Origin of the sequence: Streptomyces sp. NBC_01275, assembly GCF_026340655.1 — a bacterium.
Taxonomy (GTDB): Bacteria; Actinomycetota; Actinomycetes; order Streptomycetales; family Streptomycetaceae; genus Streptomyces.
This window is the reverse complement of record NZ_JAPEOZ010000001.1, coordinates 8,293,570-8,318,827: the sequence shown is the minus strand read 5'-3', so window position 1 is coordinate 8,318,827 and position 25,258 is coordinate 8,293,570. Positions and strand designations below refer to the sequence as shown.

Below are 25,258 nucleotides of genomic sequence, written 5' to 3'. Positions count from 1 at the left end.
CACGCCGACGAGGAACATGCGCGGTCCTGTTGGCCGCGGTGTCCGCGCTGCTTCTGCTGCTCGGCCCGCAGTCGGTTCCGGCCGCCGGGCAGACCGACGCGCCCGCGCGGGCCGCCGCCGCCCAGGTCCTCACCTGGACCGCGGGCGACGACATCACGAAGTACGTCTCGACGCCCACGACCGCCGTGGCGGGAACGGCCACGATCGTCTTCGAGAACAGCGCGGCGACCGGCAACACCACCGGAATGCCGCACACGTTGACGTTCGTGACCTCCGACCCCGAGTACAACAGCGACGTCACCCTCAACATCCTCGCCAACCCGGGCGACGACCGGGGCGGCCGCCACACCGCCGAGGTCACGCTCACTCCGGGCCGCTACTTCTACCACTGCACGATCCCCGGGCACGGGCAGATGCAGGGCACCCTGGTGGTGACCGAGGGCGGCGGCGAGGACACGACTGCGCCCTCGACGACGGCGCAGGTGACCGGCGCCCAGAACGCGCAGGGCGCCTACGTCGGCTCGGCGAGTGTCGGGATCAGCGCGACGGACGCCGACGGGTCCGGCGTCGACGCCATCCAGTATGCGATCGGCGACACGGGCGGCTGGCTGCCGTATACCGCGCCCGTCGTCGTCGACCAGGTCGGCAGCCACAAGATCCGCTACCGCGCGCTCGACAGGGCGGGCAACGTGTCGGCGGAGAAGAGCGTCGAGTTCACGGTCGTCGCGCCGCCCTCGGACGACACGACCCCGCCGGACACCTCGGCGACGGTGAGCGGTGAGCAGAACGCCGACGGGAGCTACGTCGACATGGCGACGGTCACCGTGAGCGCCTCCGACGCCGGTTCCGGCGTCAACACCGTCGAGTACGCGGTCGACTCCGGGGCCTGGCAGCCGTACACCGCCCCCGTGATGGTGCACCAGCTCGGCGTCCACACCGTGCGCTACCGGGCCACCGACAAGGCCGGCAACACCGCCGCCGAGAGGAGCGTGCGGTTCACGGTCGTCGCGGCGGCTCCGCAGGACACCACCGCGCCGGTGACGGGGGTGACCGTCGACGGCACGCGGAACTCGGACGGGGCGTATGTCGGCAACGCCGAGGTGACCGTGAGCGCCACCGACGAACACGGCGGTTCGGGCGTGGACCGGATCGAGTACTCACTCGACGCTGGACCGTACCTCGCCTACACCTCTCCCGTGGTGGTCGGCCGGGTCGGTACGCACAGCGTGGCGTACCGGGCGGTGGACAGGGCGGGCAACACCTCCGCCGCCCGCACGGTCGGCTTCACGGTGGTGGCGGGCGGCGGGGTGCCCGCACCCGACTGCCCGGAGTACGACGAGCGGTTGACGGTGATCGTCGGCACGGTCGACTCGGGCGTGCGCAACCGGGTGACCGACAACCGGTGCCGGATCGGCGAGTTGATCGAGGACGAGAAGGAGTGGACGTCCCAGGCGCTGTTCCTCAAGCACGTCCGAACCGTCCTGGACAGGCTGTTCAAGGAAGGGGTGCTCGACGAACGGGAGCGCGACGCCGTGCAGTCGGCGGCCCAGCGGTCCGGGATCGGGACGCCGGGGCAGACCGAGGGCTATCGCACGATCCTCGACGCGACCGCGGAGTCCTTCGCGCGGTGGGAGCAGGTGGGCGGGGGTTCGTTCGGGCGCAACGCCGACGGGTCGATCACGTCCGGCACGACGAGGGCCGGGCTCGGCATGCTGTGGTTCCCGCAGCGCAAGTACGGCGACTTCTCGCTGCGGCTCCAGTGGCGCGACGACGCTCCGGGCGCCGGGAACGCCAACTCCGGTGTGTTCGTGCGCTTCCCCTGGGTCCACGACCATCCCGAGGAGTCGCGTCCGGAGTGGGTCGCCATCAAGTACGGGCACGAGGTGCAGGTCCTGGACCGGCCCGACGGAGACCTGTACAAGACCGGGTCGGTGTACGGCTTCGACCGGGTGGGGCTGGCCGGGGCCGGCGTCACCCAGAAGGGCGCCTGGAACGACTACGAGATCCGGGTGGTCGACCAGCACTACTCGGTCTTCCGCAACGGCGTGCTGATCAACGAGTTCGACAACACCGGCGGCCAGGAGTTCTCCCCGCCGCGTTCGGACGACCCGGGCACGGACGGGCGACGCTTCGCCTCCGGCTATATCGGACTCCAGGTGCACGGCACGACGGACGTGGTCTCGTACCGGGACGTCCGGATCAGGGAGTTGTAGTCCCCGAGGGAGGCGCCTGCGACGACGGGGGCGCCTCCTTCCTGGCCCGGCTGGGCTGCACCCGCTTGGGCTCCCCCGGCATCTTCGGGTACTCGGGCGGGTACGGCAGGTCGCCGAGCCCGTGCTCGTGCTCGTCCCTGCGCGCCAGTTCGAGGAGCGCGTCGAGGGAGAAGGCGTGGTCGTCCATGTCCGCGTGCACGTCGCCGAGTTCGGCGAAGCGGGCCGGCATCGTCGCGAGGTCGAAGTCCTGGGGATGCGCCTCGCCCACCTCCTCCCAGCGCAGGGGTGCGGAGACCGGGGCGTGCGGACGCGGCCGTACCGAGTAGGCGGAGGCGATCGTGCGGTCGCGGGCGGTCTGGTTGTAGTCGACGAAGATGCGTTCGCCCCGCTCCTCCTTCCACCACTTGATGGTCACGTGGTCCGGCATCCGGCGCTCCATCTCCCGGCCGACGGCGATGGCGGCGCGCCGGACCTGGGTGAAGGTCCAGCGGGGCTCGATCGGCACGAACACATGCAGGCCACGCCCGCCGGAGGTCTTGGGCCAGCCGCGCAGACCGCCGAACTCGTCGAGGACGGCGCGCAGTTCATGGGCGGCGCGGACGGCGTCGTCGTAGTCGGTGCCGGGCTGCGGGTCGAGGTCGATGCGCAGTTCGTCGGGACGGTCGACGTCGTCGCGGCGCACCGGCCAGGGGTGGAAGGTGAGCGTGCCGTACTGGGCGGCCCACAGCACCGCCGCCTCCTCGGTGGGGCACATCTCGTCGGCGCTGCGCCCGCTGGGAAAGGTGATGTGGGCGGTCGGGATCCAGTCCGGCATGTTCTTCGGCGCGCGCTTCTGGAAGAAGGACTCCCCGCTCACGCCGTCCGGGTAGCGCTCCAGGGTCGTGGGGCGGTTGCGCAGGGCGCGCAGGATGCCGGGGCCGACGGCGACGTAGTACCGGGCCAGGTCCAGCTTGGTGAAGCCGCGCTCCGGAAAGAAGACCTTGTCCGGGCTGGACAGCCGCACGGTCCGGCCGCCCGCCTCCAGTTCCACCGCATCGCCCATGCGAGCCACGGTAGGCGCACCTCCGAAAGCTCGCATACCGGGCGGGTGCGGCGATCGGCGCGCAGAATCGGAGCATGGATCTGCCGGTGATGCCGCCCGTGAAGCCGATGCTCGCCAAGTCGGTGGCGGCGATTCCGCCGGGCATGCAGTACGAGGCGAAGTGGGACGGCTTCCGGGCGATCGTGTTCCGTGACGGGGACGAGGTCGAGCTGGGCAGCCGGACCGGGAAACCGCTTACCAGGTACTTCCCGGAGCTGGTGGCGGCGCTGCGGGAGCGGGTGCCCGAGCGGTGTGTGCTGGACGGGGAGATCGTGATCGCGCGCGAGGGGCGGCTCGACTTCGACGCGCTCACCGAGCGCATCCACCCGGCGGACTCCCGGGTGCGCACGCTCGCCGAGCGGACCCCGGCGTCGTTCGTCGCCTTCGATCTGCTGGCGCTGGCCGACGAGTCGCTGCTCGACGTGGAGCTGAGCGACCGGCGGGAGTTGCTGACCAGGGCGCTGGACGGGGTGAGCGCGCCGGTGCATGTCGCGCCGGCGACGCGGGACGTCGAGGTGGCGCGGCGGTGGTTCGAGGAGTACGAGGGCGCGGGGCTGGACGGCGTGATCGCGAAACCGCTTACGCTGCGTTACCGCCAGGACGAGCGCGCCATGTTCAAGATCAAGCACGAGCGCACCGCGGACGTGGTCGTCGCGGGATACCGCTTGCACAAGAGCGGGCCGGTGGTCGGCTCGCTGCTGCTGGGTCTGCACGACGACCGGGGCGTCCTCCAGCACGTCGGCGTGTCCGCCGCCTTCCCCATGAAGCGCCGGGCCGAGCTGATCGAGGAGCTGGAGCCGCTGCGGATGGCGGACGCCGCCGGGCATCCGTGGGCGGCCTGGTCGGACGAGGCCGCGCACGAGACGGCACGGCTGCCCGGTGCGCCGAGCCGCTGGTCGGGCAAGAAGGACCTGTCCTGGGTGCCGCTGCGGCCCGAGCGGGTGGCCGAGGTCGCGTACGACCACATGGAGAACGGGGCGCGGTTTCGGCACACGGCCCGCTTCCGGCGCTGGCGGCCGGACCGGACCCCGCAGAGCTGCACGTACGCGCAGTTGGAGGAGCCGGTGGGCTACGACCTCGCGGAGATCCTGGGGACACCGCCCGCGAACCCGTAGCCGTAGCCGTAGCCGTAGCACGCACGCCGCATGACCTGATCGGCGCATTCCAGCGAGCCCGATCAGAAACAACCCTGTATGGGCAGTCGCGAACAAACAGGCGCACAATCGAACCATCGGGGCCGGCTGGCGACGGCGGACGGGGTGGCAACGATGGGCGTGACCACGGCGGACGGGACTTCGGCGGACGGGACCTCGGCGGACGGAGCGACGGCAGGGGCTACGACGGGCAGGAGACGCACCGCCGTCACCGCGGCGGCCCTGCTGGCCGCCACGATGGCGGTGTCCCTGGCCGCGGGCTGCACGGGCGCGCCCGGCTCCGGCGACGACGGACGGAGTCACGGGCCGAAGCCGACCCCCACCGGTGCGAGCCCCACCGCCGCCGTCGGCTCGGTGCTCGCCGTGAAGATCGACAACGCGGTGGCGGCCCGGCCGCAGACCGGCGTCGACTCCGCGGACGTCGTGTACGTCGAGCAGGTCGAGGGCGGACTGAGCCGGCTGATGGCCGTGTACGCGAGCAAGCTGCCGAAGGCGGTCGGGCCGGTGCGCAGCGCCCGTGAGTCCGATCTGGAGCTGTTGCGCCAGTTCGACCAGCCGGTGCTGGCGTTCTCCGGGGCGCAGAGCAAGCTGCTGCCGCTGATAGACAAGGCCCCGCTGAAGGCCGTGACGCCCGAGGACGCGTCCGGCGCCTATGTCCGCGGCAGTGACAGGCCCGTACCGCACAACCTCTACCTGCGCCCCGGCCCGCTGCTGCCCTCCGCGCCGGGCCCGGCCGCGCTGACCACCGGCTTCCGCTACGGCCCCGCGCCTGCCGACGGACGACCGGTCGCTTCGCGCACCGTGCGCTACCCGGGGGCCCGCTTCACCTTCTCCTGGTCCGCGAGCCGGACGCGCTGGCTGGTGTCGATGGACGGCACGCCGGCCGTCACGGCCGACGGGCAGCGGATGGCCCCGGCGACGGTGGTGGTGCAGTACGTGAAGGTGCACGCGTCGGCCTTCCACGACTTCCTCGGCAACAACACGCCGTACACCGAGACGGTCGGGTCGGGGACGGCGGAGGTGCTGCGCGACGGGCGCGCCTACGACGTGCGCTGGAAGCGTCCGACGGCCACGGACGGCACGGACTTCACCGCCAACGACGGCCGGCAGGTCGACTTCGCCGCAGGCCAGGTGTGGGTCGTGTTCGCGGAGGCGCCCTGAATCAGGCCGTGACTCCCTGACTCAGGCCGTGACTCCCTGACTCAGGCGGTGACTCCCTGGTCGAGCGGCTCACCCGGGTTGCGCAGGTCCTCCGCCGCGTCCGAGACGCGCTGGATGAGCTCGAGGAACAGGGTCTGTTCCTGGGCCGAGAGCGGGGAGAGGAAGACCTGGTTCATCCGGGCCGTGCGCACGGTCAGCTTGCGGTGGGTGCGCAGGCCGTCGTCCGTGAGCCGCAGCAGGAAGCGGCGTCCGTCCTGCGGGTCGCGGACCTTGCCGAGCAGGCCTCGGCGGTCGAGCCGGCTGATCACCTCGGCGACGGTGGAGCGGTCGAGCCCCACCCGCTCCCCCACCGTGCGCTGGTCGAGGCCCGGCTCGGCGACGAGCGCGTTGAGGACCGCGAACTGCGGCGAGGTGATCTCCTCGGAGACCATCGTGTTCCAGAGCAGATAGTGCGCCTGCTGCAGCCGCCGGGCCAGGTGCCCGGGGTGACTGCCGAGGTCCACCGCGGCCATGTGTGCTCCCGAGATCGTCATCATATTCGTATGTGTACTGAACGATACTCGTCCTTGACGCCATCACCGTCCAGTGGCAGCGTGAGGGAAACATCGCTGAAATGCTCAGTGCCCTGACTAATCGGCTCGGACGAGAGGGAGCTTCCCTGATGGACAAAGTGGTCCGCACGGCCGCCGAGGCGGTGGCCGATGTGCCCGACGGCGCCACGCTCGCCGTCGGCGGCTTCGGGCTGAGCGGCGTGCCGAACGTCCTCATCCAGGCCCTGTACGAGCGGGGCGTCACCGGCCTGTCGGTCGTCTCCAACAACTGCGGGGCGATGGAGTCGGGCCTCGCGGTCCTGCTCGCCGCCGGGCGGATCGCCCGGGTGACCGGTTCCTACATCGGGGGGAACAAGGAGTTCGCGCGCCAGTACCTGGCCGGCGAGCTCGAGGTCGAGATGATCCCCCAGGGCACGCTGGCCGAGCGGCTGCGGGCCGGCGGCGCGGGCATCCCCGCCTTCTACACCCCCGCCGGCGTGGGCACCCAGGTCGCCGAGGGCGGACTGCCGTGGCGCTACGACGGCGAGGGCGGGGTCGCACTGGCCTCGCCGCCGAAGGAGGTACGGGAGTTCGACGGCGTGGAGCATGTGCTGGAGCACGGTATCCGCACCGACTTCGCGCTGGTCAGGGCCGCGAAGGGCGACCGGCACGGCAACCTCGTGTTCAACAGGTCGTCCCGGAACTTCAACCCGCTCTCCGCGATGGCCGGGCGGATCACGATCGCCGAGGTCGAGGAGCTCGTCGAGCCCGGCGCGATCGACCCGGACGCGGTGCATCTGCCCGGCGTCTTCGTGCAGCGGGTGATCGCGCTGACCCCCGAGCAGGCGGCCGACAAGAAGATCGAGCAGCGGACGGTGAGCGAGTGATGGCCTGGACACGCGAGGAGATGGCGGCCCGCGCCGCGCGCGAGCTGAAGGACGGCCAGTACGTCAATCTCGGCATCGGACTGCCGACCCTGATCCCCAACTACCTCCCCGCCGACGTCGAGGTGGTGCTGGAGAGCGAGAACGGCATCCTCGGCACCGGCCCCTACCCCACCGAGGACCAGGTCGACCCGGACCTGATCAACGCCGGCAAGGAGACCGTGACGGTCCTGCCGGGCGCGTCCTTCTTCGACTCGGCGCTCTCCTTCGGCATGATCCGCGGCGGGCACATCGACGTGGCCGTGCTGGGCGCGATGCAGGTCTCCGAGCGGGGCGACCTGGCGAACTGGGCGATCCCCGGCAAGATGATCACCGGGATCGGCGGTGCGATGGACCTGGTGCACGGGGCCCGCACGGTCATCGTCGTGATGACCCACACCGCCAAGGACGGCAGCCCCAAGATCCTCGCCGACTGCGCGCTGCCGCTGACCGGGAAGGCGTGCGTGAACCGGATCATCACCGATCTCGGCGTCCTCGACGTCACCGACGACGGACTGGTGCTGCTGGAGACCGCGCCGGGCGTCACATCCGAGGAGATCGCGGCGAAGACCGCCGCGAAGGTCCACGTCAGCCCGCAGATCCGTACCGCCGAGGAGGTCCGGTCATGAAGGACGTGTACATCGTCGACGCGGTCCGCACCCCGATCGGCCGCTACAACGGCGGCCTGGCGTCGGTGCGCCCCGACGACCTCGCCGCCCACGCCATCCGTGAACTCCTCGCCCGCACCCCGGACCTGGACCCGGCCCTGATCGAGGACGTCTACTTCGGCAACGCCAACGGCGCGGGCGAGGAGAACCGCAACGTCGGCCGGATGGCCGCGCTCCTCGCGGGCCTGCCCACCTCCGTGCCGGGCGTCACGGTCAACCGGCTGTGCGCCTCCGGGCTGGAGGCGGTCATCCAGGCGGCCCGCGCCATCGCGGTCGGGGACGCCTCCGTCGCCCTGGCCGGGGGCGTGGAGTCGATGACCCGCGCGCCCTACGTTCTGCCGAAGTCGGACCGGGCGTTCCCGGCCGGGCACGCCGAGCTGTACTCGACCACGCTGGGCTGGCGGATGGTCAACCCGGGGATGGACCCCCAGTGGACGATCCCGCTGGGCGAGTCGGCGGAACGCATCGCCGACAAGCACAAGATCAGCCGCGAGCAGCAGGACGAGTTCGCCCTGCACAGCCACCGCAAGGCCGCCGCCGCCCAGCAGGCGGGCCTGTTCGACGCCGAGCTCGCGCCTCTCTCCCTCCCCCGCCGCAAGGGCGACCCGGTGGTCTTCGCCGCCGACGAGTGCGTACGGCCGGACGCGTCCCTGGAGGCGATGGCGAAGCTCAAGCCGTCCTTCCGGACGGAGGCCGAGGGAGGGACGGTCACGGCGGGCAACGCCTCGCCGCTGAACGACGGCGCCGCCGCGCTGCTCCTCGTGGACGAGGAGGGGCTGAGGGCCACCGGTCGCGAGCCCCTCGCCCGGATCTCCGCCACCGGCGTCTCGGCCATCGACCCGGACTACTTCGGGCTCGCCCCCGTCGAGGCGGTCCATCGGGCACTCGCCAAGGCGGGCAGGGGATTTGACGACCTGTCCGTGCTGGAGCTGAACGAGGCCTTCGCCGCCCAGGTGCTCGGCTGCGTCGCCGAGTGGCCCGAGTTCGACCCGGCGGTCCTCAATCCGCAGGGCGGCGCCATCGCCCTCGGCCATCCGCTCGGCGCGTCCGGCGCCCGGCTCGCCGGCACGGTCGCCCACCAGCTCGCCCGCCGCGGCTCCGGGACCGGGGTCGCCACCCTCTGCATCGGCGTCGGCCAGGGCCTCGCCCTCGTACTGGAACGCTAGGCGCTCCGCCGGCGGCGCCGCTCGGGAATGCCGGCCGTCCGTGGCCGGTCGCGCAGTTCCCCGCGCCCCTCAAGGGCGCGCCACAGCCCCTGACTTTCACGAGACCGTCCGGAACCTCCAGGAAACCCCATGACACTCACGCAGCACGACATCGACCGGGAGATCGCGGCCGAGCACGCCGCGTACGAGAAGCGGATCGCCGACGGCGCCCCGCTCGAGCACCAGCCGCGCCGCGACTACGCGCCGTACCGTTCCTCCGTCCTGCGCCACCCGAAGCAGCCGCCGGTCACCATCGACGTGACGAAGGACCCGGAGCTGGTGGAGCTGCACTCCCCCGCCTTCGGGGAGCGGGACGTCACCGAGATCGACAACGACCTGACCCGGCAGCACGACGGCGAGCCGATCGGTGAGCGGATCACCGTCTCCGGGCGGCTGCTGGACCGCGACGGCCGTCCGATCCGGGGCCAGCTGGTCGAGATCTGGCAGGCGAACTCGGCGGGCCGCTACGCGCACCAGCGTGAGCAGCACGACGCCCCGCTCGACCCGAACTTCACCGGTGTCGGCCGCACCCTGACCGACGGCGACGGCCACTACCGCTTCACCACCGTCCAGCCGGGCCCGTACCCGTGGCGTCAGCACGTCAACGCCTGGCGGCCGGCCCACATCCACTTCTCGCTGTTCGGCACGGCGTTCACCCAGCGGCTCGTGACGCAGATGTACTTCCCGAGCGACCCGCTGTTCCCCTACGACCCGATCATCCAGTCGGTGACGGACGACGCGGCCCGGCAGCGGCTGGTCGCGACCTACGACCACAGCCTGTCCGTGCCGGAGTTCTCGATGGGCTACCACTGGGACATCGTGCTCGACGGGCCGCACGCCACCTGGATCGAAGAAGGACGCTGACCAGCCATGACGAAGATCGACACGAGCCGTCCGGAGACCGTGCTCCCCACCCCGTCGCACACGGTCGGCCCCTTCTACGGCCACGCTCTGCCGTTTCCCGGCGGCGGGGACATCGCTCCGCTCGGCCACCCGGACGCCATCGCCCTTCAGGGGTACGTGTACGACGGCGAGGGCGACCCGCTGCCGGACGCGTTCGTGGAGCTGTGGGGCGCCGACCCGGACGGCAACGTGCCCCGGGTCGACGGCTCGATGCGGCGCGACCCGGCGTCCGGCGGCTTCCTGGGCCGCAACGGCGTGGAGTTCACGGGGTGGGGCCGGATCCAGACCGATGCCAACGGGCACTGGTCGGCACGGACCCTGCGGCCCGGAGCGCGCGGCAACAGCGCTCCCCACCTCAGTGTCTGCGTGTTCGCGCGCGGGCTGCTGGTGCACCTGTACACCCGGATCTATCTGCCCGGCGACGACGCGGCGCTCGCCGCCGACCCGCTGCTGAAGCGGGTCGACCCGGCGCGGCGCGACACGCTGATCGCCCAGGACGGCCCGCTGGGCGCCTACCGTTTCGACATCCGCCTTCAGGGCGAAGGCGAGACGGTCTTCCTGGAGTTCCAGTGACAGCTGCTCAGCCTCAGGCCGGTCTGCTCTCCCCGGGGTGGACCGGCTCCCCCGCCGCCTCCGCGACCGCCGACGACGCCTGCCTGCGGGCGCTGCTCGACGCGGAGGCCGCGCTGACCCGCGCGCAGGAGACGCTGGGGCTGGCCCCGGAGGGGGCCGGGGCGGCGGTGACCGCGGCGGCCTCCCGCCCGTTCGACGTCCGCTCCCTGGCCGAGCGCGCCCGCTCCGGCGGCAACCCGGTGATCCCGCTGGTCGCCGATCTGACGAAGGCGGTCGGCGCGGAGTACGGCCCCTACGTCCACCGGGGCGCCACCAGCCAGGACATCCTGGACACGGCGACGATGCTGGTCGCCCGGCGCACGCTGGACGTGATCCTCGCCGACCTCGACCGCGTCCAGCGGGCCCTGGCCCGGACGGCCGCCGAGCACCGCGACTCCGCGATGCCGGGACGGACGCTCACCCAGCACGCCGTACCGACGACATTCGGGCTGAAGGCGGCCGGCTGGCGCTCTCTCGTGCTCGACGCGCGCGACCGAGCGTCGGCCGTACGGGACTTGCTGCCCGCTCAACTCGGCGGTGCGGCAGGGACGTTGGCCGCCTTCACGGCGTACGGCGCCGAGGACGCGACCCGGCTGCCCGAGGCGTACGCGCGTGAACTCGGGCTGCGTGAGCCGCTGTTGCCGTGGCACGCCCTGCGCACGCCGATCGCCGACCTCGCCGGATGCCTGGCCTTCACGGCAGGGGCCCTGGGGAAGCTCGCGGAGGACGTCCTCACCCTGGCCCGCACCGAGATCGCGGAGCTGGCGGAGGGCAGCGGGGGCGGCTCCTCGGCGATGCCGCACAAGGCCAATCCCGTGCGGTCCACGCTGATCGCCGCCGCGGCCCGGCGCGCGCCCCAGCTGGCGGCCACGCTGTACGGGTCGTTGACGGCGCAGGACGAACGGCCGGCCGGGGCCTGGCACGCCGAGTGGGAGCCGCTGCGGGACCTGCTGCGGCTGACCGGCGGGGCCGCCCGGGACGCGGCCGAGCTGACGGAGGGGCTGCGGGTGCACCCCGACGCGATGCGCGCGAACCTGGGGCTCACCCATGGGCTCATCGTCTCCGAGCGGCTGTCCGCCGAGCTGTCGGCCGTGCTGGGCCGGGCCCGCGCGAAGGAGCTGCTCACCCGGCTCGCCCCGCGCACCTACACCGAGGGCCGCACCCTGGCCGAACTCCTCGCCGAGGAGCCCGACCTGAAGGACCTCGACCTCGACGACCTGACCGACCCCGCCCGCTACACCGGCTCCGCCGGGGCCCTCACCGACCGTGCGCTGGAGCGACGTTGACCGAGAAGCTGCTCAACCACCGTGCCGAGGGGCCGACTTCCGCTCCCGCGCTGCTGCTCGGCCCCTCGCTGGGCACGTCGTACGCGCTGTGGGACAAGGTCGCGCCCGAGCTTTCCGTGACGCATCGCGTGGTCCGCTGGGATCTGCCGGGGCACGGGGGCTCCGCCGCCGACCTGATCGGTCCCGGGGCCACCGTCGGCGATCTCGCCGCCCTGGTGCTGGCGCTCGCCGACTCCCTCGGCCTGGAGCGGTTCGCGTACGCGGGCGTGTCCCTGGGCGGCGCGGTCGGCCTGCATCTGGCGCTGCACCACCCGGAGCGCGTCTCGTCCCTCGCCATGATCTGCTCCTCGGCCCACTTCAACGGCGCGAAGCCGTGGGAGGAACGGGCGGCGCTGGTGCGGCGCGAGGGGCTGGCCGGGCTGGCGGAGGGCGCCGACGCCCGTTGGTTCACGCCCGGGTTCACCGTGCCGGAGCTGATCGCCGACCATCGCGACGCCGACCCGGACGCGTACGCCGCCTGCTGCGACGCGCTGGGCGCGTTCGACCTGCGGGACCGGCTGGCGGAGGTCGCCGTACGGACGCTGCTGGTCGCGGGGCGGCAGGATCCGGCGACGCCGCCCGCGCATCTGCGGGAGATCGCGGACGCCGTGCCGGACGCCACGCTCGTCGAGCTTCCCGGCGCCTCGCACCTCGCGCCCGCCGAGCGCCCCGAGGCCGTGCTGACCGCGCTGCGCACGCACCTCGACGGCGGAGCCACGCGGGGCATGGAGGTACGGCGGGAGGTGCTCGGCGATGCGCATGTGGACCGGGCGCAGGCCCGGCAGACGCCGTTCACGGCCCGCTTCCAGGACTTCATCTCGCGCTACGCCTGGGGCGAGATCTGGACCGACCCGACGCTCAGCCGCCGTGAGCGCAGCATGATCACACTGACCGCGCTGGTCGCGCACGGCCACTACGACGAGCTGGCCATGCATGTGCGGGCGGCCCGCCGCAACGGGCTCACCCCGGAGGAGATCGGCGCCGTGCTCCTCCAGACGGCCGTGTACTGCGGGGTGCCCGCGGCGAACTCGGCGTTCGCGACGGCCCAGCGGGTGCTGGCCGAGGAGGACGACGGCAGCCGCGGCTGAAGCTGAGGCTGAGGCTGCCTGGGGCGGCTCGGGCTGGACCGGTGCGCGCCGAGGAGCCGGGTGGCTCCTCGGCGGGCTTCGGGTGCTGCCCCTGTGGTCCCGGCGCCCGGCGGGCGCTACCCCCGTGGTCCCGGCACCAGGCCCACCCGGGGTGTCACCAGGCCGTCCAGGGCGCGCTGTGCCTGGGCGACGAGGCCGTCCGCGCCGCAGGTGCGGGCCAGGGCGAGGCCGCGGTTGAGCTCGGACACCGAGCGGGACAGGATGCCGTACTCGACGCGGGCGGCCGCGTGTTCGAACTGGCAGGGCGAGGCCTCCAGGTAGGCGGCCGCCTGGGCGGCCAGCCGGACCGCGCGCTGGCCGGTCTCCAGGGCGGCGGCGCAGCGCAGGGCCTCGCCGATCGCGGCGTCGGTGCCGAACCGCTCGGCGTGGCGGCGGGCTTCGGCGGCGAGCCGGGCCGCACGCGCCGGGTCCTGCACGGCCAGGGCCCGGGCGAGGTCGACGGCCCAGGGGACCGTCACCGGGTTGAGGTGACCGCGGGCGGCGGCCGCCTTCTCGGCCGCCTCCAGTTCGTTGATCCCGTCCTGGGTGCGGCCGACGGCGAGCAGCAGCCGGCCGCGCACCGAACGCGGGTCGGGCAGCACGATCGTGGAGGGGTACGGCGGGGCGAAGCCCCACTCGTCGGCGACCTTCCACGCCTCGTCGACATGACCGCGGGCGAGCAGCACGTCGACGAGGTTGCAGATGGCCGACCAGTACAGGGGCAGTCCGCGGCCGACGCGTTCGGCGAGGCGCAGCGATTCCCGCAGGGACTCCTCCGCCTCCTTCAGCCGGCCCCGGCGGCGCAGGCCGAGACCGAGGTAGGCGTGTGCGAGGGCGAGGTGGCCGCCGCTCCAGCCGGCGGACTCGTAGGTGCGCAGGGCTTCGTTGAAGAGGGCCTCGGCGCGGTCGAGGCGGTCGGTGTAGGCGTAGGAGGTGGCGAGCATCATCAGCAGTTCGATGCCCCACTCGGTGTCGGTCCAGCCGAGCCCGGGCGCGAGACGGCCGTTGACGAGGGCGCGGTCGCACGTCTCGACGACCTCCTCCGCGTTCTCGCCGTGGGTCATGGCGTCGAAGCCGCGCAGGACGAGCAGGGCGCGCTCGGCGTTGTCACGGCCGGTGCAGGTCGCGGCGAGCGCGGCGAGGCGCTCGGAGCGTCCCGGTGTGATCGCCTCGCCGACGTGCAGGCCCTCCCACATGAACTGGGCCGCCTGCAGCCGCATCCTCGCCGGTCCCGGACCGAGCCGGGCGACCTCCGTCTCGATCGTGCGGACGGCCTCCTCCAGCTGGTCGTTGTGGAGCAGGGCCTGGGAGAGGCGGTAGACGGCGTCGATCCGTTCGTCGCCGTCGAGGCCGGGCATGGCGAGCGCGGTGCGCAGGTGGTCGATGGTCTTGGCGGGGGCGGTGAGGAGGGTGGCGCAGCCCAGGTCGAAGAGCACGCGCGCGTGGACGTCGGCCGCGGGCGGCTCCTGCAGGGCGCGTTCCAGGCAGCGGCGCGCCGCGTCGGGGGCGCCGACGGCGAGGTGTTCGCCGGCCGCCCCGCGCAGTTGCTCGACGAGTTCCTGGTCGCCCTCCGGATGGACCTGGATGAGATGGCGGGAGGCGGCCGCGAGGCCCTTGCCTGCGTCGGTGACGACCTGGGCGGCGATGCCGTGCATCGCGGTGCGCAGGCTCGGCGGGATGTTGTCGTAGACGGCGGTGGCGATCAGCGGGTGGACGAACTCCAGGTCGCCGCCGGGAACGGGGACGGCCGTCGGGTCGGGTTCGGTCAGGATGCGGGCGGTGCGCAGCAGTTCCGCGCAGCGCACCGCCGTGCCGCGGCCCATCACGGCGAGCCGGGCCGCCTCGTCGATGGAGATGTCCGCGCCGAGGATGGCGGCCGCCATGGCGAACCGGGTGGCTTCGACGCCCAGCTCCTCCAGGCGGTCGACGAGTCCGCCGCCGCGGGCCGCGCGGTTCAGGGAGCGCAGTTCGGTGGCCGAGGACTCGCTCGGGTCCAGGCCGTTGTCCTGGACCTTGGCGAGGAGTTCGACGGTGTCGTAGGGGTTGCCGTCGGTGACGGCCCACACCTCGCGGCAGAACGCGGCGTCGGCGTGCGCGCCGAGGACGGCCCGGGTGAGGCCGGCGACGGCGGCCGGGGTGAGGACGCTGAGGCTGGTGACGGAGCGGCCCGCGGCCTCGCCGATCGCCTCGAGGAGGCGGCCCCGCTCGCCGGTGACCTCGTCGGGCCTGCGGGCCACGACGACCAGGACGGGGAGGTGGTCGAGGCGCTCGGCGAAGGCGGCGAGCCAGCGCAGGGTCTCCTGGTCGGCCCAGTGCGCGTCGTCGATCAGCAGGACCAGCGGGTAGTACCGGCTGGCCAGTCGGCTGACGGCGGCGACCAGGCCGTCGCACACGCCCTGCGGGTCGGCCAGGACCTCGCCGGGTTCCGCTATGCCGAGGGCGGGGCCGGCGATGTCGAACCAGTCGCCGAGGTATTCGCGGGCCTCCTCCGGAAGCAGGGAGAGGAGCGCGGGCTGCAGCAGTTGCCGTACCACGTTGAAGGGGACGGACCTGAGGGTCTCGCCCCCGCGTGCCGACCACACCGCGCAGTTGCGGGCCTCGGCGATCCGGCGTGTCTCGGCCAATAGCGCGGTCTTGCCGATTCCCGCCTCGCCCCGGAGCACCAGCAGGTGGCCCGAGGAGGACCGGTCGGCGCACAGGGTGTCCACCGCCCGCTCAAGGACGGCGACTTCCTCGTCGCGCTCCCAGAGAGAAGCCGAGGCGGCCGCCGCCGGCCGTACCTCCGTCATCCCGCTACCTCCCCAAGTCGCCCGAATGACGTACAGACCTTGAGCGTAGCGGCCCGGAGGCCCGTGCGGAGGCCGGTCCGCGCAGGTCCTGCCTCGACGGGTGACAAGGGGAACCCCAGGACGCCCCGGCGGGCCTGCGCGGGAGGCCCCGGAACGTCAACGTAGGGCGACGCGCGCCGAATTGACGTCGATTTCACGCCAATCGGGGCCGAGGTGCAACCGGAGCGGTCTGCAACGAGTGCCCTCCCTCTCATCCGACTTTCACCGATGCCTCATACGGTGGGGGCATGACGCAGGTGACTCCTCCCGGGTGGTACCCCGACCCGGGGCAGACAAGTGACGGTCCCGCCGCCGAGCGCTGGTGGGACGGCAAGGCATGGACGGACCAGACCCGCCCCGCGGGCCAGGCCGCCGTATGGGGTCCGCCGGCGCAGACCCCGGCCGACGGCATGTATCCGGCCTATCCGGCATATCCCCAGCCCCCGGCGGGTGCGGGCGGGCGGCGCGGGCTGCGGACGGGCATAGCCGTCGCGGCGGCGGTCGCCGTCCTCGCCAGCATCGGGGTCGGCGTGTACGCGCTGGCCAAGGACGACGGCGGCAGCGGCGGCACGGCCCAGGGGCCCGGCGGCCAGGGCGGACCCGGCGCCGCGGGCGGCCAGGACGGCTCCTCGGGCGGTCAGGGCGGGCCGTTCGGCGGCTCCGGCGGCTCGTCCGGCGGCACGGGCGGCTCCGGCGGCACGGGCGGCTCCGGCGGCACGGGCGGTTCGGGCGGGGCCTCTCCCTCGCCCGAGGCGTCCGAGGCGCCGAAGATCAAGAGCGGTTCGGTGACGGACGCGCTCAACGGGATCAGCATCCCCATCCCGGACGGCTGGACCGGGCAGGAGCTGAGCGTGGGCGCGCAGATCACGTCCGACTCCTCCTACAAGTGCCCCGGCGACACCTCCAAGACCTGCACCAAGGGCGGCGTGTACTCCGCGCCGGTCGAGGCGCTGGAGACCAAGGGCGACACCGCCGAGGAGGTCGCCAAGGCGGACATCTCGGCGAACGCCGAGGAGTCCTACGGCGGCGTCACCTACGGCGCGATCACCTCGCACACGGTGCTCGCCTCGAAGGCGGTGACCGTGGCCGGGCAGAAGGGCTACCTGGTGCGCTGGAAGGCGGTCACCAGCAAGGGCGCCGACGGCTACGTCGAGTCGCTGGCGTTCCCGGCGCCCGCGGACACCAAGCGGCTGGTGGTGCTGCGCTTCGGCGTGGACGCCGACCAGAAGGTGTCCGTCATCGACACGATCACGAAGGGGATCAAGGTGTCGACGGGCGGCGGCAGCGGACAGGACGTCTGAGCCGCACCCGACGCCCGGCCCGTACGCCCGGCCCGTACGTCTGAGCCGTACACCCGATCGGCCGGGTGGGGTCCCCTCCGCTCAAGGGGGACCCCACCCGGCCGGGGGGTGCGCGCCGCCCCCGTCCCCACGGTGCGGCGCGCTTCAGGTCACCGTCCAGTCATCCCGTGGACGGCGGCCTGAGCCTGTGTCGAGTTCTGCTTCTGTCGTGGTCCTCTGTCGTCGTTCCTACGCGAGGCCGAGCGCCGGCAGTACGGCGGCCTCCACGAACCGGACGAGGTAGTCCGGGTCTGCGTACTCCCCGTCGACGACGGGACGGGCCCGGATCACGCCGAACATCTGCGCCGGGACGTACTCCAGCGCCGGGTGGTCCACGGCGACCTCGCCCCGCTCGACCCCGCGGCGCAGAATCTCCCGCAGTGCCGCGATCTCGGGATCGACGAGCGCCTCGCGCAGCGCCCGCGCCAGCTCCTCGTCGCCGGTGACGGCGTGCCCGAGCGCCTGCAGCAGCTTGGTGTCGTTCGTCGACCAGCGGCCCGTGGCCCGAGCGGCCTCGCGCAGGTCGTCGGCGAGGGATCCGGTGTCGATCCCCGCCAGTCGCGCCTGCCGACGGGAGCGCAGGGCGGCCACCACGAACTGGGGCTTGGTCTTCCACTGCCGGTAGAGCGTGGACTTGCTGCAGCGGGTGCTGGCGGCGACGCCCTCCATGGTGACGGCTTCGTATCCGCATTCGCGCAGCTGGTCGAGGACGGCGTCGAAGAACTCCTGCTCACGCTCGGGCGTGAGTTTGGAGCGGCGCGTCGCGGCGACCGACTCGGGTCCGTCCGCGTCCTGCGACGTCATGGGCTCTTCTCCTCGCTTCTCTCCAGTGTGGCGTACATCAATCGATACGCCAGTGTACCGGTACCCGCGCGTATCGGTACACTGGCGTATCGGTACGAACTCGTATCGATGGTGTATGCACGAGTCATGAGCCCGGCAAGCACCACCTCACACGCACCACCGTCAGTGAAGGGGCCGGGGGATGAATGCCCGCACCGAGCCTGCAGAAGCGGAGCCGGCCACGCCGGCGCGGCCGCCCATAGTCCGCGAGCTCCTGCTCGTCGCAGGACTCTTCCTCGTCTACAAGTTCGGACGGCAGCTGGCCACCGGCCACACCGCCGAGGCCCTCCACAACGCGCGGCGCGTGTGGGACGTCGAACGCTGGGCCCACCTGCCCGGCGAGGGCGGCGTGCAGTCCCTGCTGCTGCACGGCGACGCCCTGGTCCGGATCGCCAACACCTACTACGCGACCGTGCACTTCCCGGCCACCCTGGCCTTCCTGGTCTGGCTGTACCTGCGCCGCCCGGCGCACTACGTGTGGGCCCGCCGGGTGCTGGCCGCGGTCACCGCCGCAGCCCTGGTGCTGCATCTGGCGTTCCCGCTCGCCCCGCCGCGGATGCTCGCGGCGACCGGACTGGTCGACACCGCGCGCGTGTACGGCCCCTCGGTCTACGGGCCGCCGCGGACCGACCACCTCTCCAACCAGTTCGCGGCGATGCCCTCCCTGCACTTCGGCTGGGCGCTGATGGTCGCCGTCGGCCTGATCGTCGCGACACGCTCGCGGTGGCGCTGGCTGTGGCTGCTGCATCCGCTGCTGACCCTTGTGGTGATCGTGGGGACGGCGAACCACTACTGGCTCGACGCGGCCGTGGCGGGCGCCCTGCTCGGGATCGCCCTCGCGGTGATCCACGCGCCCCGACGCACGACGACTACCACTGCAGCTGCGGCTCCGGCTCCGGCTCCGGCTGGACCCGGCGCGCAGCAGCTCGACCCGGCTCAGTCGGGGCCGGGGAAGTCGGGGCCGGGGTCGGCAGAGCCGGCCGAGGAGCCGGTCCTGGCGGGGGCTGGCCGATGAACGCCACGCTCGTCGCCGTCGTCCTGTCCCTGTTCTCCGCCGTCGCCTACGCGGCCGCGGCCGTCGCCCAGGAGCGGCTGGCCTCCCGGTCCCCCGGCGCGGGTCTGCTGCGGATGCTGGGCAGCGGCGCCTGGTGGTCCACGGTGGGGCTGAACGCCTCGGCCGCGCTGCTGCACGTCGTGGCGCTGAAGTACGGTCCGCTGACCGTGGTGCAGCCGCTGGGCGCGCTCACCCTGGTCGCCGCGGTGCCGATGGGCGCGCGGGTCGCGGGGCGGCGGGTCAGCTGGGCCGAGTGGCGGGGCACCGCCTTCACCCTGGCCGGTCTGGCGGCGATCCTCGTCACGGCGTCGGGGCCGGCTCCCGAGAAGGTGCTGAGCGTGCCCGAGGCGGTCGCGGTGGCGGGCGCCACGGCAGCGGCGATCGGTCTGCTGGCCCGGCCCGGCGCCAAGCCCGGGCTGCGGCACGCGACCGCGTCCGGCTTCGCCTCCGGGGTGGCCTCGGCGCTCACCCAGACCGTGACGGTGGCGGCGACGGACCGCTCGGGCCCGCTGCTCAGCGTGCAGGTGATCGGGGTGGCACTGCTGGTCGCGGCGTTCGCCACGGGCGGGCTGCTGCTGTCGCAGACCGCCTATCGGGGCGGCCTGGGCGCGCCGCTGGCGATGGTGACGCTGGCGAATCCGGTGGCCGCCGCCGCCATCGGCCTGGTGCTGCTGGGCGAACGGCTCCAGGGCGGCGCGGCGGGCATGCTGCTCGCCCTGGCGGGAGCGGGGTTCGCGGGGTGGGGTGTGGTGCTGCTGTCCCGGGCCACGCCGGAGCCCGCCGCCGTACCCGAGTTGGACGGGCTCCGGGAACTTCATGAACTCCACGGCGAGAGGCACCCGGTGGCGGCGGTGCTGGCCCTTCAGCCGGAGACGGCGTCGGCCGAACCGGCGCTGCTGCCCCGGCCGAAGTCCGAGCCGGGGCACCTCACGCCTCTGTAGCCGAACCCAGTGGTGCAGCCGAAACCAGTTTGCATCACAAACCAGTTTGCAGTCCGAACCAGCCTGCAGCCCGGACCAGTGTGCAGGCGCGGGCCTCAGCCGAGACCGCGGGCGTCCTGCTTCAGCGCCGTGTCCACCGTCAGGGCCGTGGCGACGACCAGGCTCAGCAGCGGTTCGGGCAGCTGGTAGTGGATCTGCAGGACGTAGTTGTCCGCGGTGGTGAACATCGTCTTGGCGAGGCCCTCCCAGGTCTTGGTGATCCGGGCGACCTCGTTCTCCGCGTGGTCGACGATCGCGAAGTTCCAGGCGCGCCAGTTCTCCGCCTTGATCGCGCCGACCTGCTGACCGCCCGCGTTGATCGCGAAGTTGATCTTCCCGAAGACGTTCTGCTGGACGATCTCGCCGACCTGCTGACCGTCGGGGCGCGTCACGATCACCCGCGACTTGAAGATCTTCGCAGGCCGGGTGAGCAGCAGCACCGGCTGCCCGTAGGCGTCGCGGATCTCCAGCCGGTGGGTGAGGTACTGGTCGATGCTGGCGACGAAGCGCAGCACCTTGCGCAGCACGCTCTGGCCGACCTGGACGACCGAGCCGAGCTGGTTGCCCTGCTGGTCCATGACCTTGTACTCGTTGGTCAGCTCGATGAGCTTGGCCTTCTGGTTCACCACCAGCACCGGCTCGCTGAACAGGGTGCCGCCGCCGGGGCCGCTCGGCGCGACCCCGGCCTGCTGCTGCACCTGCTGCTGGACCCGCTGGTCGGGGCCGGCCGACTGCTGCGGCACCGGCGGCCCGCCCGGGGTCTTCCCCTGCTGGTCGGCGTGGGTGTGCTCGGTCCACTGGGCGCCGTCCCAGTAGCGCTGCGTCTGGGCCGCCCCGTGCGGATCCGGGTACCAGCCTGCAGGTGTGTTCGAATGCGTGGTCACCGGGGCACACTATCCCGAGCCCACCGGGACCTGACCAGACCCCACGATGCGGTGTTCATCGTGCATTTACCCGCGCGACCGCTCCAGGGCGATCGCCGGGTCGCTGACTCCCGGCCGCCCGTTCTCCACATGTCCGGCGAACTGCCGCACGAAGGAGGGGTCGGCGGCGGAGGTGACGGTGAGGTCGTACCAGCGTCGGCTCGCGCTCAGGTCGACGGTCCGCTTGAGGACCGCGCCCGGGCGCACCCTGACCGTCGTGGTCCGGCCGCGGTAGCCGTCGGCCACCTTCAGTACGGCCGTGCCGGATCCGTGGTGGGTGAAGGTCAGTTCGACGGCGTCGCCGACGTACCGCGCGGCCACCTCGGGCCCGGCCGTCTTCCCCGGTCCCTTGAAGACGCGCAGGAAGCCGTTGGGGCCGTGCACGGTCAGGTCGTACGAGCCGCTGGAGTACGCCGAGTTCCAGGTGTCCGAGACGGTCTTGCCGGCCTCGGTGGTGTAACTCCAGGGACCGTCCGCGCGATTGCCGGAGGTGACCAGGAAGGCGGCGCCGGCGTGCGCGCCGGAGGCGAAGGTCAGCGTGAACCTCCCGGCCGCCGGGTCCGCCGAACCGTCCACCGAGGGCGCGTACTTGAGGGGACGGGCCGGGCGCACTCCGTGCTCCTGCCGGGGCAGGACGGGGTGGGCCGGCGGGGTCGGCACGTAGTCGGGATGGCGGTCGCCGTCCGGCGGCCGGTAGCCGTCGGTGTCCGGGAGCGCGACCGGCTTGACGTCCCTGCGGGAGAAGTCGAACGCGGAGGTCAGGTCGCCGCAGATCGCGCGCCGCCAGGGTGAGATGTTGGGCTCGTGGACGCCGAAGCGGCTCTCCATGAACCGGATGACCGAGGTGTGGTCGAAGGTCTCCGAGCACACGTAACCGCCCTTGCTCCAGGGCGAGACGACGAGCATCGGCACCCGCTGGCCCAGACCGTAGGGGCCCGCGACATGACCGGCGTCGCCCTTGAAGAGGTCGGGGCCGACGTCGACGGTGGACTTGCCCTGGGCGGCGGAGCCCGGCGCGAACGGCGGGACCAGGTGGTCGAAGAATCCGTCGTTCTCGTCGTAGGTGATGAACAGCGCGGTCTTCGCCCACACGGCCGGGTCGGCGGTGAGCGCGTCGAGGACCTGGGAGACGTACCAAGCACCGTAGTTCGCGGGCCAGTTGGGGTGCTCGGTGAAGGCCTCGGGGGCGACGATCCAGGAGATCTGCGGCAGCTTGCCGCCCTGGACGTCCGCCTTCAGCTGGTCGAAGAAGCCCTCGCCCTTGCGGGCGTCGGTGCCGGTGCGGGCCTTGTCGTACAGCGGGTCGCCGGGCCGGGCGTTCTGGTACTGCTTGAAGTAGAGAAGCGAGTTGTCGCCGTAGTTGCCGCGGTAGGCGTCCTGGATCCAGCCCCAACTGCCGTTCGCGTCCAGGCCGTCGCCCACGTCCTGGTAGATCTTCCAGGAGACCCCGGCCTCCTCGAGGCGCTCGGGGTACGTCGTCCAGCTGTAGCCGGCCTCGTCGTTGCCGAGGACCGGGCCGCCGCCCTTTCCGTCGTTGCCGGTGTACCCCGTCCACAGGTAGTAGCGGTTGGGGTCGGTGGAGCCGATGAACGAGCAGTGGTAGGCGTCGCAGATGGTGAAGGAGTCGGCGAGCGCGTAGTGGAACGGGATGTCCTCGCGGGTCAGGTACGCCATCGTCGTGGCGCCCTTGGACGGCACCCACTTGTCGTACCTGCCGCCGTCGAAGGCGGCGTGCCCGTCGTTCCAGCCGTGCGGGAGGTCCTGGACGAACGCCAGCCCCAGGTCGTCGGCCTCGGGGTGGAAGGGCAGCAGGTCCCTGGTCCCGTCCGACTGGTACCAGACCGGCTTGCCGTCCTGCCGGGTGACGACCGGACGCGGGTCGCCGAAGCCCCGGACGCCTCTGAGCGAGCCGAAGTAGTGGTCGAACGACCGGTTCTCCTGCATCAGGACGACGATGTGCTCGACGTCCTCGATGCTCCCCGAGCGGTGGTTGGCCGGGAGCGCGGCGGCGCGTTCGATGCTGTTCGACAACGCGGTGAACGCGGTGGTGGCTCCCGCGAGTTGGAGGAAGCGGCGCCGGTTGACTTCGGGCATGGGTGAGGGACCTCTCGTACAGAAGGGGTTCTGCCGGCCGGGTCGGGACGAACTGCGCGCGCAAGGAGTGTTCCAAGGGCACCGAACGTCAGGGAAGGGGTGGATGACGCGGATGTGAAAGTCACCGGTACGCCAGATGTGCGGCAGGCCAAGGGATCGCCAAGCCGCCCCAACTGCCCTACGAGGGCCGGAAATCGGCGGATGGCCGAGAACCCGCGCTATGCGCGGCCGCCCCGACCGGCACACGCCCGTGCCGCCCCGCAGCGCCGGTCCTCCGTCCCGTACCGCCCACCCCGCCGATCCGTTGCGTCACACCGTCGCTACCATGCGCTGGTACGACACCCTCGGCGCCACCACACGTCCAGGCGGCCTTCCACGTGGAGTACGCGGAGCCGACGAGCAGCTTCTGCGCCGGGTCCCGGAAACGGAAGCTGTCGTCGATGCAGAAGAAACTGGAGCTGGGGGTGTGGCGCAAGCCTTGCTGAAGCGGGCGCTCCTAGGACACTCGGAGGGCGGGGCCCGCAATGCCCCGGTCCCGACACGACGGAGAGCCATGACCGCCGACGGCAAGACCCCTGACACACCCGACACACCCGACACTCCCGACAGCAAGACCGCGACCCCCGCCGCCGGCCCGCAGGCACGCGCCGCCACCCTGCTGCGCCGCCCCAAACTGTGGCTGCTGCCCACCGTCCTCACCGGCCTGCTCGCCCTGTTGCTGTCCCTGCTCTACATGGGCGGCATCGTCAACCCCCAGGGCGACCTGCACGACCTGCCCATCGCCCTCGTCAACGCCGACCGCGGAAAGCCGTTGCCGAACCAGGAGCAGAACCTCGGCACGCAGATCACCCGGGCCATCACCTCCGACAGCACCAGCGACAAGGCCCAGTGGCGCACCCTGAGCCTCGGACAGGCCCAGGACCAGCTCGACTCCGGCAAGGTCTACGGCGCTCTCGTCATCCCGGCCGACTTCACCGACTCGGTCGCCGCGCTCACCACCGCGGACGCCACCGCCCGGCCGACGATGACCGTGCTGACCAACCCCGGCAAGGGCAGCCTCGGTTCCTCCCTGGCGAGCCAGATCACCACGGCCGCCGCCCACCAGGCGTCCCAGACCATCGGCAAGCAGCTCACCGCGGCCGCCACGGCCGTCGGCTCCACGCAGAAGCTGCTGCTCGCCGACCCGGTGAACGTCGCGACCAAGGTCGGTCACCCGCTCGGCGTCCACAGCGGCCTGGGGCTCACCGCTTTCTACTACACGCTGCTGCTCGTGCTCGCCGGGTTCCTCGGCGGCAACGTCATCAGCAACGGCGTCGACACCTCCCTCGGCTACGCCGACAACGAGATCGGCCCCTGGCACACCCGGCTGCCCACGGTGCCCGTCGACCGCACCCAGACGCTGCTGCTGAAGATGGGGATGACGGCGGGCATCACGCTGATCAGCGTCTCCCTGATCATGCTCGCCACCGTCGGCGTCCTCGGCATGGACGCCACCCATCTGCCGCTGCTGTGGATCTACTCCTACTGCGCGGCCCTCGCCGTCGGCCTGGGCGTGCAGGCCATCAACGCCGCGTTCGGCGGGATCGGGCAGCTCGTGTCGATGTTCGTGTTCATCGTCCTGGGCCTGCCGTCCTCCGGCGCGACCGTCCCGCTCCAGGCGGTCCCCGGCTTCTACGAGTTCCTGTCCCACTTCGAGCCCATGCGCCAGCTCAGCGACGGGGTGCGCGCGATCCTCTACTTCGACGCCCGCGGCGACGCCGGACTCACCCGCGCCTGGACCATGATCGGCGTCGGCGCCGCCGTAGGACTGCTCTTCGGCTTCGCGATGACCCGGTACTACGACCGCAGGGGCCTCAAGCGCCTGACTCCGCAGCCCGCTTGAGCGGGGCGACGGGCGCGTGACGAGGGTGCGACGCGTCGGGCTCGCTCAGCGTGCGGCGGTGGGGGGCGGCAGGCGCATCCGGGCGAGGTCCGGCGGGATCGGGGTGTCCGGGCGGAAGAACGGCGCCGAGGGGCCGTCGACGGCGGTCGCGGGGGCGGCGGCGAGCCGGAACCTCTCGCGCAGCCGCCCGTAGAAGTCGGTGGGGCGCAGCCGGACGAGGCGTACGCGGTGCGGGGCGCGGAAGACGCCGATCCCGTCGCCGGGGTCCAGGACCCCGCGCCGCCGGCCGTCGACGCTGACGGCGGCCTGTCCGCAGTGGGGCAGCACGCGCAGGGCGACCGGTTCGTCGGGGGCGGCCACGACGACGCCGCCTGACGCCCCGCCCTCTCTCCTGGTCGTGGGCGCCGGCCCC

20 protein-coding genes and 2 pseudogenes are annotated in these 25,258 nt (G+C 72.5%); 15 read left to right on the top strand and 7 right to left on the bottom strand.

What is annotated here, in order from left to right; all coding sequences use genetic code 11:
* Window positions 1-38 precede the first annotated feature (38 nt).
* Window positions 39-2,213 (top strand): family 16 glycoside hydrolase, encoded by a 2,175-nt coding sequence (locus OG562_RS36470; protein WP_266405713.1) that lies wholly within the window; start codon window positions 39-41, stop codon window positions 2,211-2,213.
* Here the strand turns inward: OG562_RS36470 and ligD are convergent.
* Window positions 2,200-3,255 carry a non-homologous end-joining DNA ligase gene (gene ligD, locus OG562_RS36465; protein WP_266405712.1) on the bottom strand — a complete coding sequence of 352 codons (1,056 nt, stop codon included), beginning with the start codon at window positions 3,253-3,255 and terminating at the stop codon, window positions 2,200-2,202. The genes OG562_RS36470 and ligD overlap by 14 nt on opposite strands.
* 74 nt (window positions 3,256-3,329) lie before the next feature.
* Between ligD and OG562_RS36460 the strand changes: the two genes are divergently transcribed.
* Window positions 3,330-4,409: an ATP-dependent DNA ligase gene (locus OG562_RS36460; protein ID WP_266405711.1), complete on the top strand. Its 1,080-nt coding sequence runs from the start codon at window positions 3,330-3,332 to the stop codon at window positions 4,407-4,409.
* 276 nt (window positions 4,410-4,685) lie between these two features.
* On the top strand, window positions 4,686-5,609 hold the full coding sequence (locus OG562_RS36455) for a DUF3048 domain-containing protein (RefSeq protein ID WP_266409712.1): 924 nt from the start codon (window positions 4,686-4,688) through the stop codon (window positions 5,607-5,609).
* Window positions 5,610-5,650: 41 nt separating this feature from the next.
* Here OG562_RS36455 and OG562_RS36450 read toward each other — a convergent pair whose 3' ends face one another.
* Window positions 5,651-6,121 (bottom strand): MarR family winged helix-turn-helix transcriptional regulator, encoded by a 471-nt coding sequence (locus OG562_RS36450; protein ID WP_266405710.1) that lies wholly within the window; start codon window positions 6,119-6,121, stop codon window positions 5,651-5,653.
* 149 nt (window positions 6,122-6,270) lie between these two features.
* Between OG562_RS36450 and OG562_RS36445 the strand changes: the two genes are divergently transcribed.
* From OG562_RS36445 to pcaD, 7 genes are all read left to right on the top strand, one after another.
* A complete protein-coding gene (locus OG562_RS36445) occupies window positions 6,271-7,026 on the top strand; it encodes a CoA transferase subunit A (RefSeq protein ID WP_266405709.1) in 756 nt (251 codons plus the stop codon).
* Window positions 7,026-7,691, top strand: a complete 666-nt coding sequence (locus tag OG562_RS36440) for a CoA transferase subunit B (protein ID WP_266405708.1) — start codon at window positions 7,026-7,028, stop codon at window positions 7,689-7,691. Before OG562_RS36445 ends, OG562_RS36440 begins: the two co-directional genes overlap by 1 nt.
* Window positions 7,688-8,896 carry a thiolase family protein gene (locus OG562_RS36435; RefSeq protein ID WP_266405707.1) on the top strand — a complete coding sequence of 403 codons (1,209 nt, stop codon included), beginning with the start codon at window positions 7,688-7,690 and terminating at the stop codon, window positions 8,894-8,896. Before OG562_RS36440 ends, OG562_RS36435 begins: the two co-directional genes overlap by 4 nt.
* A 129-nt stretch (window positions 8,897-9,025) precedes the next feature.
* Window positions 9,026-9,799 carry a protocatechuate 3,4-dioxygenase subunit beta gene (gene pcaH, locus OG562_RS36430; RefSeq protein WP_266405706.1) on the top strand — a complete coding sequence of 258 codons (774 nt, stop codon included), beginning with the start codon at window positions 9,026-9,028 and terminating at the stop codon, window positions 9,797-9,799.
* 6 nt (window positions 9,800-9,805) lie between these two features.
* Window positions 9,806-10,411: a protocatechuate 3,4-dioxygenase subunit alpha gene (gene pcaG / locus OG562_RS36425; RefSeq protein WP_266405704.1), complete on the top strand. Its 606-nt coding sequence runs from the start codon at window positions 9,806-9,808 to the stop codon at window positions 10,409-10,411.
* The gene (pcaB, locus tag OG562_RS36420) at window positions 10,408-11,736 is read left to right on the top strand and encodes a 3-carboxy-cis,cis-muconate cycloisomerase (RefSeq protein WP_266405702.1); all 1,329 of its coding nucleotides are present in this window, start codon (window positions 10,408-10,410) and stop codon (window positions 11,734-11,736) included. Before pcaG ends, pcaB begins: the two co-directional genes overlap by 4 nt.
* On the top strand, window positions 11,733-12,863 hold the full coding sequence (pcaD, locus tag OG562_RS36415; RefSeq protein ID WP_266405701.1) for a 3-oxoadipate enol-lactonase: 1,131 nt from the start codon (window positions 11,733-11,735) through the stop codon (window positions 12,861-12,863). The genes pcaB and pcaD overlap by 4 nt, the downstream gene beginning before the upstream one ends.
* A 116-nt stretch (window positions 12,864-12,979) precedes the next feature.
* Here the strand turns inward: pcaD and OG562_RS36410 are convergent, their stop codons facing one another.
* Complete coding sequence (locus OG562_RS36410) at window positions 12,980-15,691, bottom strand: AAA family ATPase (protein ID WP_266405699.1); 2,712 nt, start codon at window positions 15,689-15,691, stop codon at window positions 12,980-12,982.
* Between the two features lie 287 nt (window positions 15,692-15,978).
* On the opposite strand from OG562_RS36410, the gene OG562_RS36405 reads away from it, so the two are divergent.
* Complete coding sequence (locus OG562_RS36405; RefSeq protein WP_266405698.1) at window positions 15,979-17,031, top strand: DUF2510 domain-containing protein; 1,053 nt, start codon at window positions 15,979-15,981, stop codon at window positions 17,029-17,031.
* 228 nt (window positions 17,032-17,259) lie between these two features.
* Here the strand turns inward: OG562_RS36405 and OG562_RS36400 are convergent, their stop codons facing one another.
* Complete coding sequence (locus OG562_RS36400; protein WP_266405697.1) at window positions 17,260-17,874, bottom strand: TetR/AcrR family transcriptional regulator; 615 nt, start codon at window positions 17,872-17,874, stop codon at window positions 17,260-17,262.
* A gap of 181 nt (window positions 17,875-18,055) precedes the next feature.
* Between OG562_RS36400 and OG562_RS36395 the strand changes: the two genes are divergently transcribed.
* Both OG562_RS36395 and OG562_RS36390 read left to right on the top strand, forming a co-directional pair.
* Window positions 18,056-18,928, top strand: a complete 873-nt coding sequence (locus OG562_RS36395) for a phosphatase PAP2 family protein (RefSeq protein WP_266405695.1) — start codon at window positions 18,056-18,058, stop codon at window positions 18,926-18,928.
* On the top strand, window positions 18,925-19,908 hold the full coding sequence (locus OG562_RS36390) for a hypothetical protein (RefSeq protein ID WP_266405693.1): 984 nt from the start codon (window positions 18,925-18,927) through the stop codon (window positions 19,906-19,908). The genes OG562_RS36395 and OG562_RS36390 overlap by 4 nt, the downstream gene beginning before the upstream one ends.
* 95 nt (window positions 19,909-20,003) lie before the next feature.
* Here OG562_RS36390 and OG562_RS36385 read toward each other — a convergent pair whose 3' ends face one another.
* Window positions 20,004-20,831 (bottom strand): phospholipid scramblase-related protein, encoded by an 828-nt coding sequence (locus tag OG562_RS36385; RefSeq protein WP_266405691.1) that lies wholly within the window; start codon window positions 20,829-20,831, stop codon window positions 20,004-20,006.
* A 66-nt stretch (window positions 20,832-20,897) separates the two neighbouring features.
* Window positions 20,898-22,964: a phosphocholine-specific phospholipase C gene (locus OG562_RS36380; RefSeq protein WP_266405689.1), complete on the bottom strand. Its 2,067-nt coding sequence runs from the start codon at window positions 22,962-22,964 to the stop codon at window positions 20,898-20,900.
* A 362-nt stretch (window positions 22,965-23,326) separates the two neighbouring features.
* Here OG562_RS36380 and OG562_RS36375 point away from each other — a divergent pair.
* Both OG562_RS36375 and OG562_RS36370 read left to right on the top strand, forming a co-directional pair.
* Window positions 23,327-23,449, top strand: a pseudogene (locus OG562_RS36375) (endo alpha-1,4 polygalactosaminidase); the annotation flags it as partial.
* 68 nt (window positions 23,450-23,517) lie between these two features.
* Window positions 23,518-24,846: a YhgE/Pip domain-containing protein gene (locus OG562_RS36370; RefSeq protein ID WP_266405688.1), complete on the top strand. Its 1,329-nt coding sequence runs from the start codon at window positions 23,518-23,520 to the stop codon at window positions 24,844-24,846.
* 45 nt (window positions 24,847-24,891) lie between these two features.
* Here OG562_RS36370 and OG562_RS36365 read toward each other — a convergent pair.
* Window positions 24,892-25,209 (bottom strand): annotated as a pseudogene (locus OG562_RS36365) (NAD(+) kinase); the annotation flags it as partial.
* Window positions 25,210-25,258 lie beyond the last annotated feature (49 nt).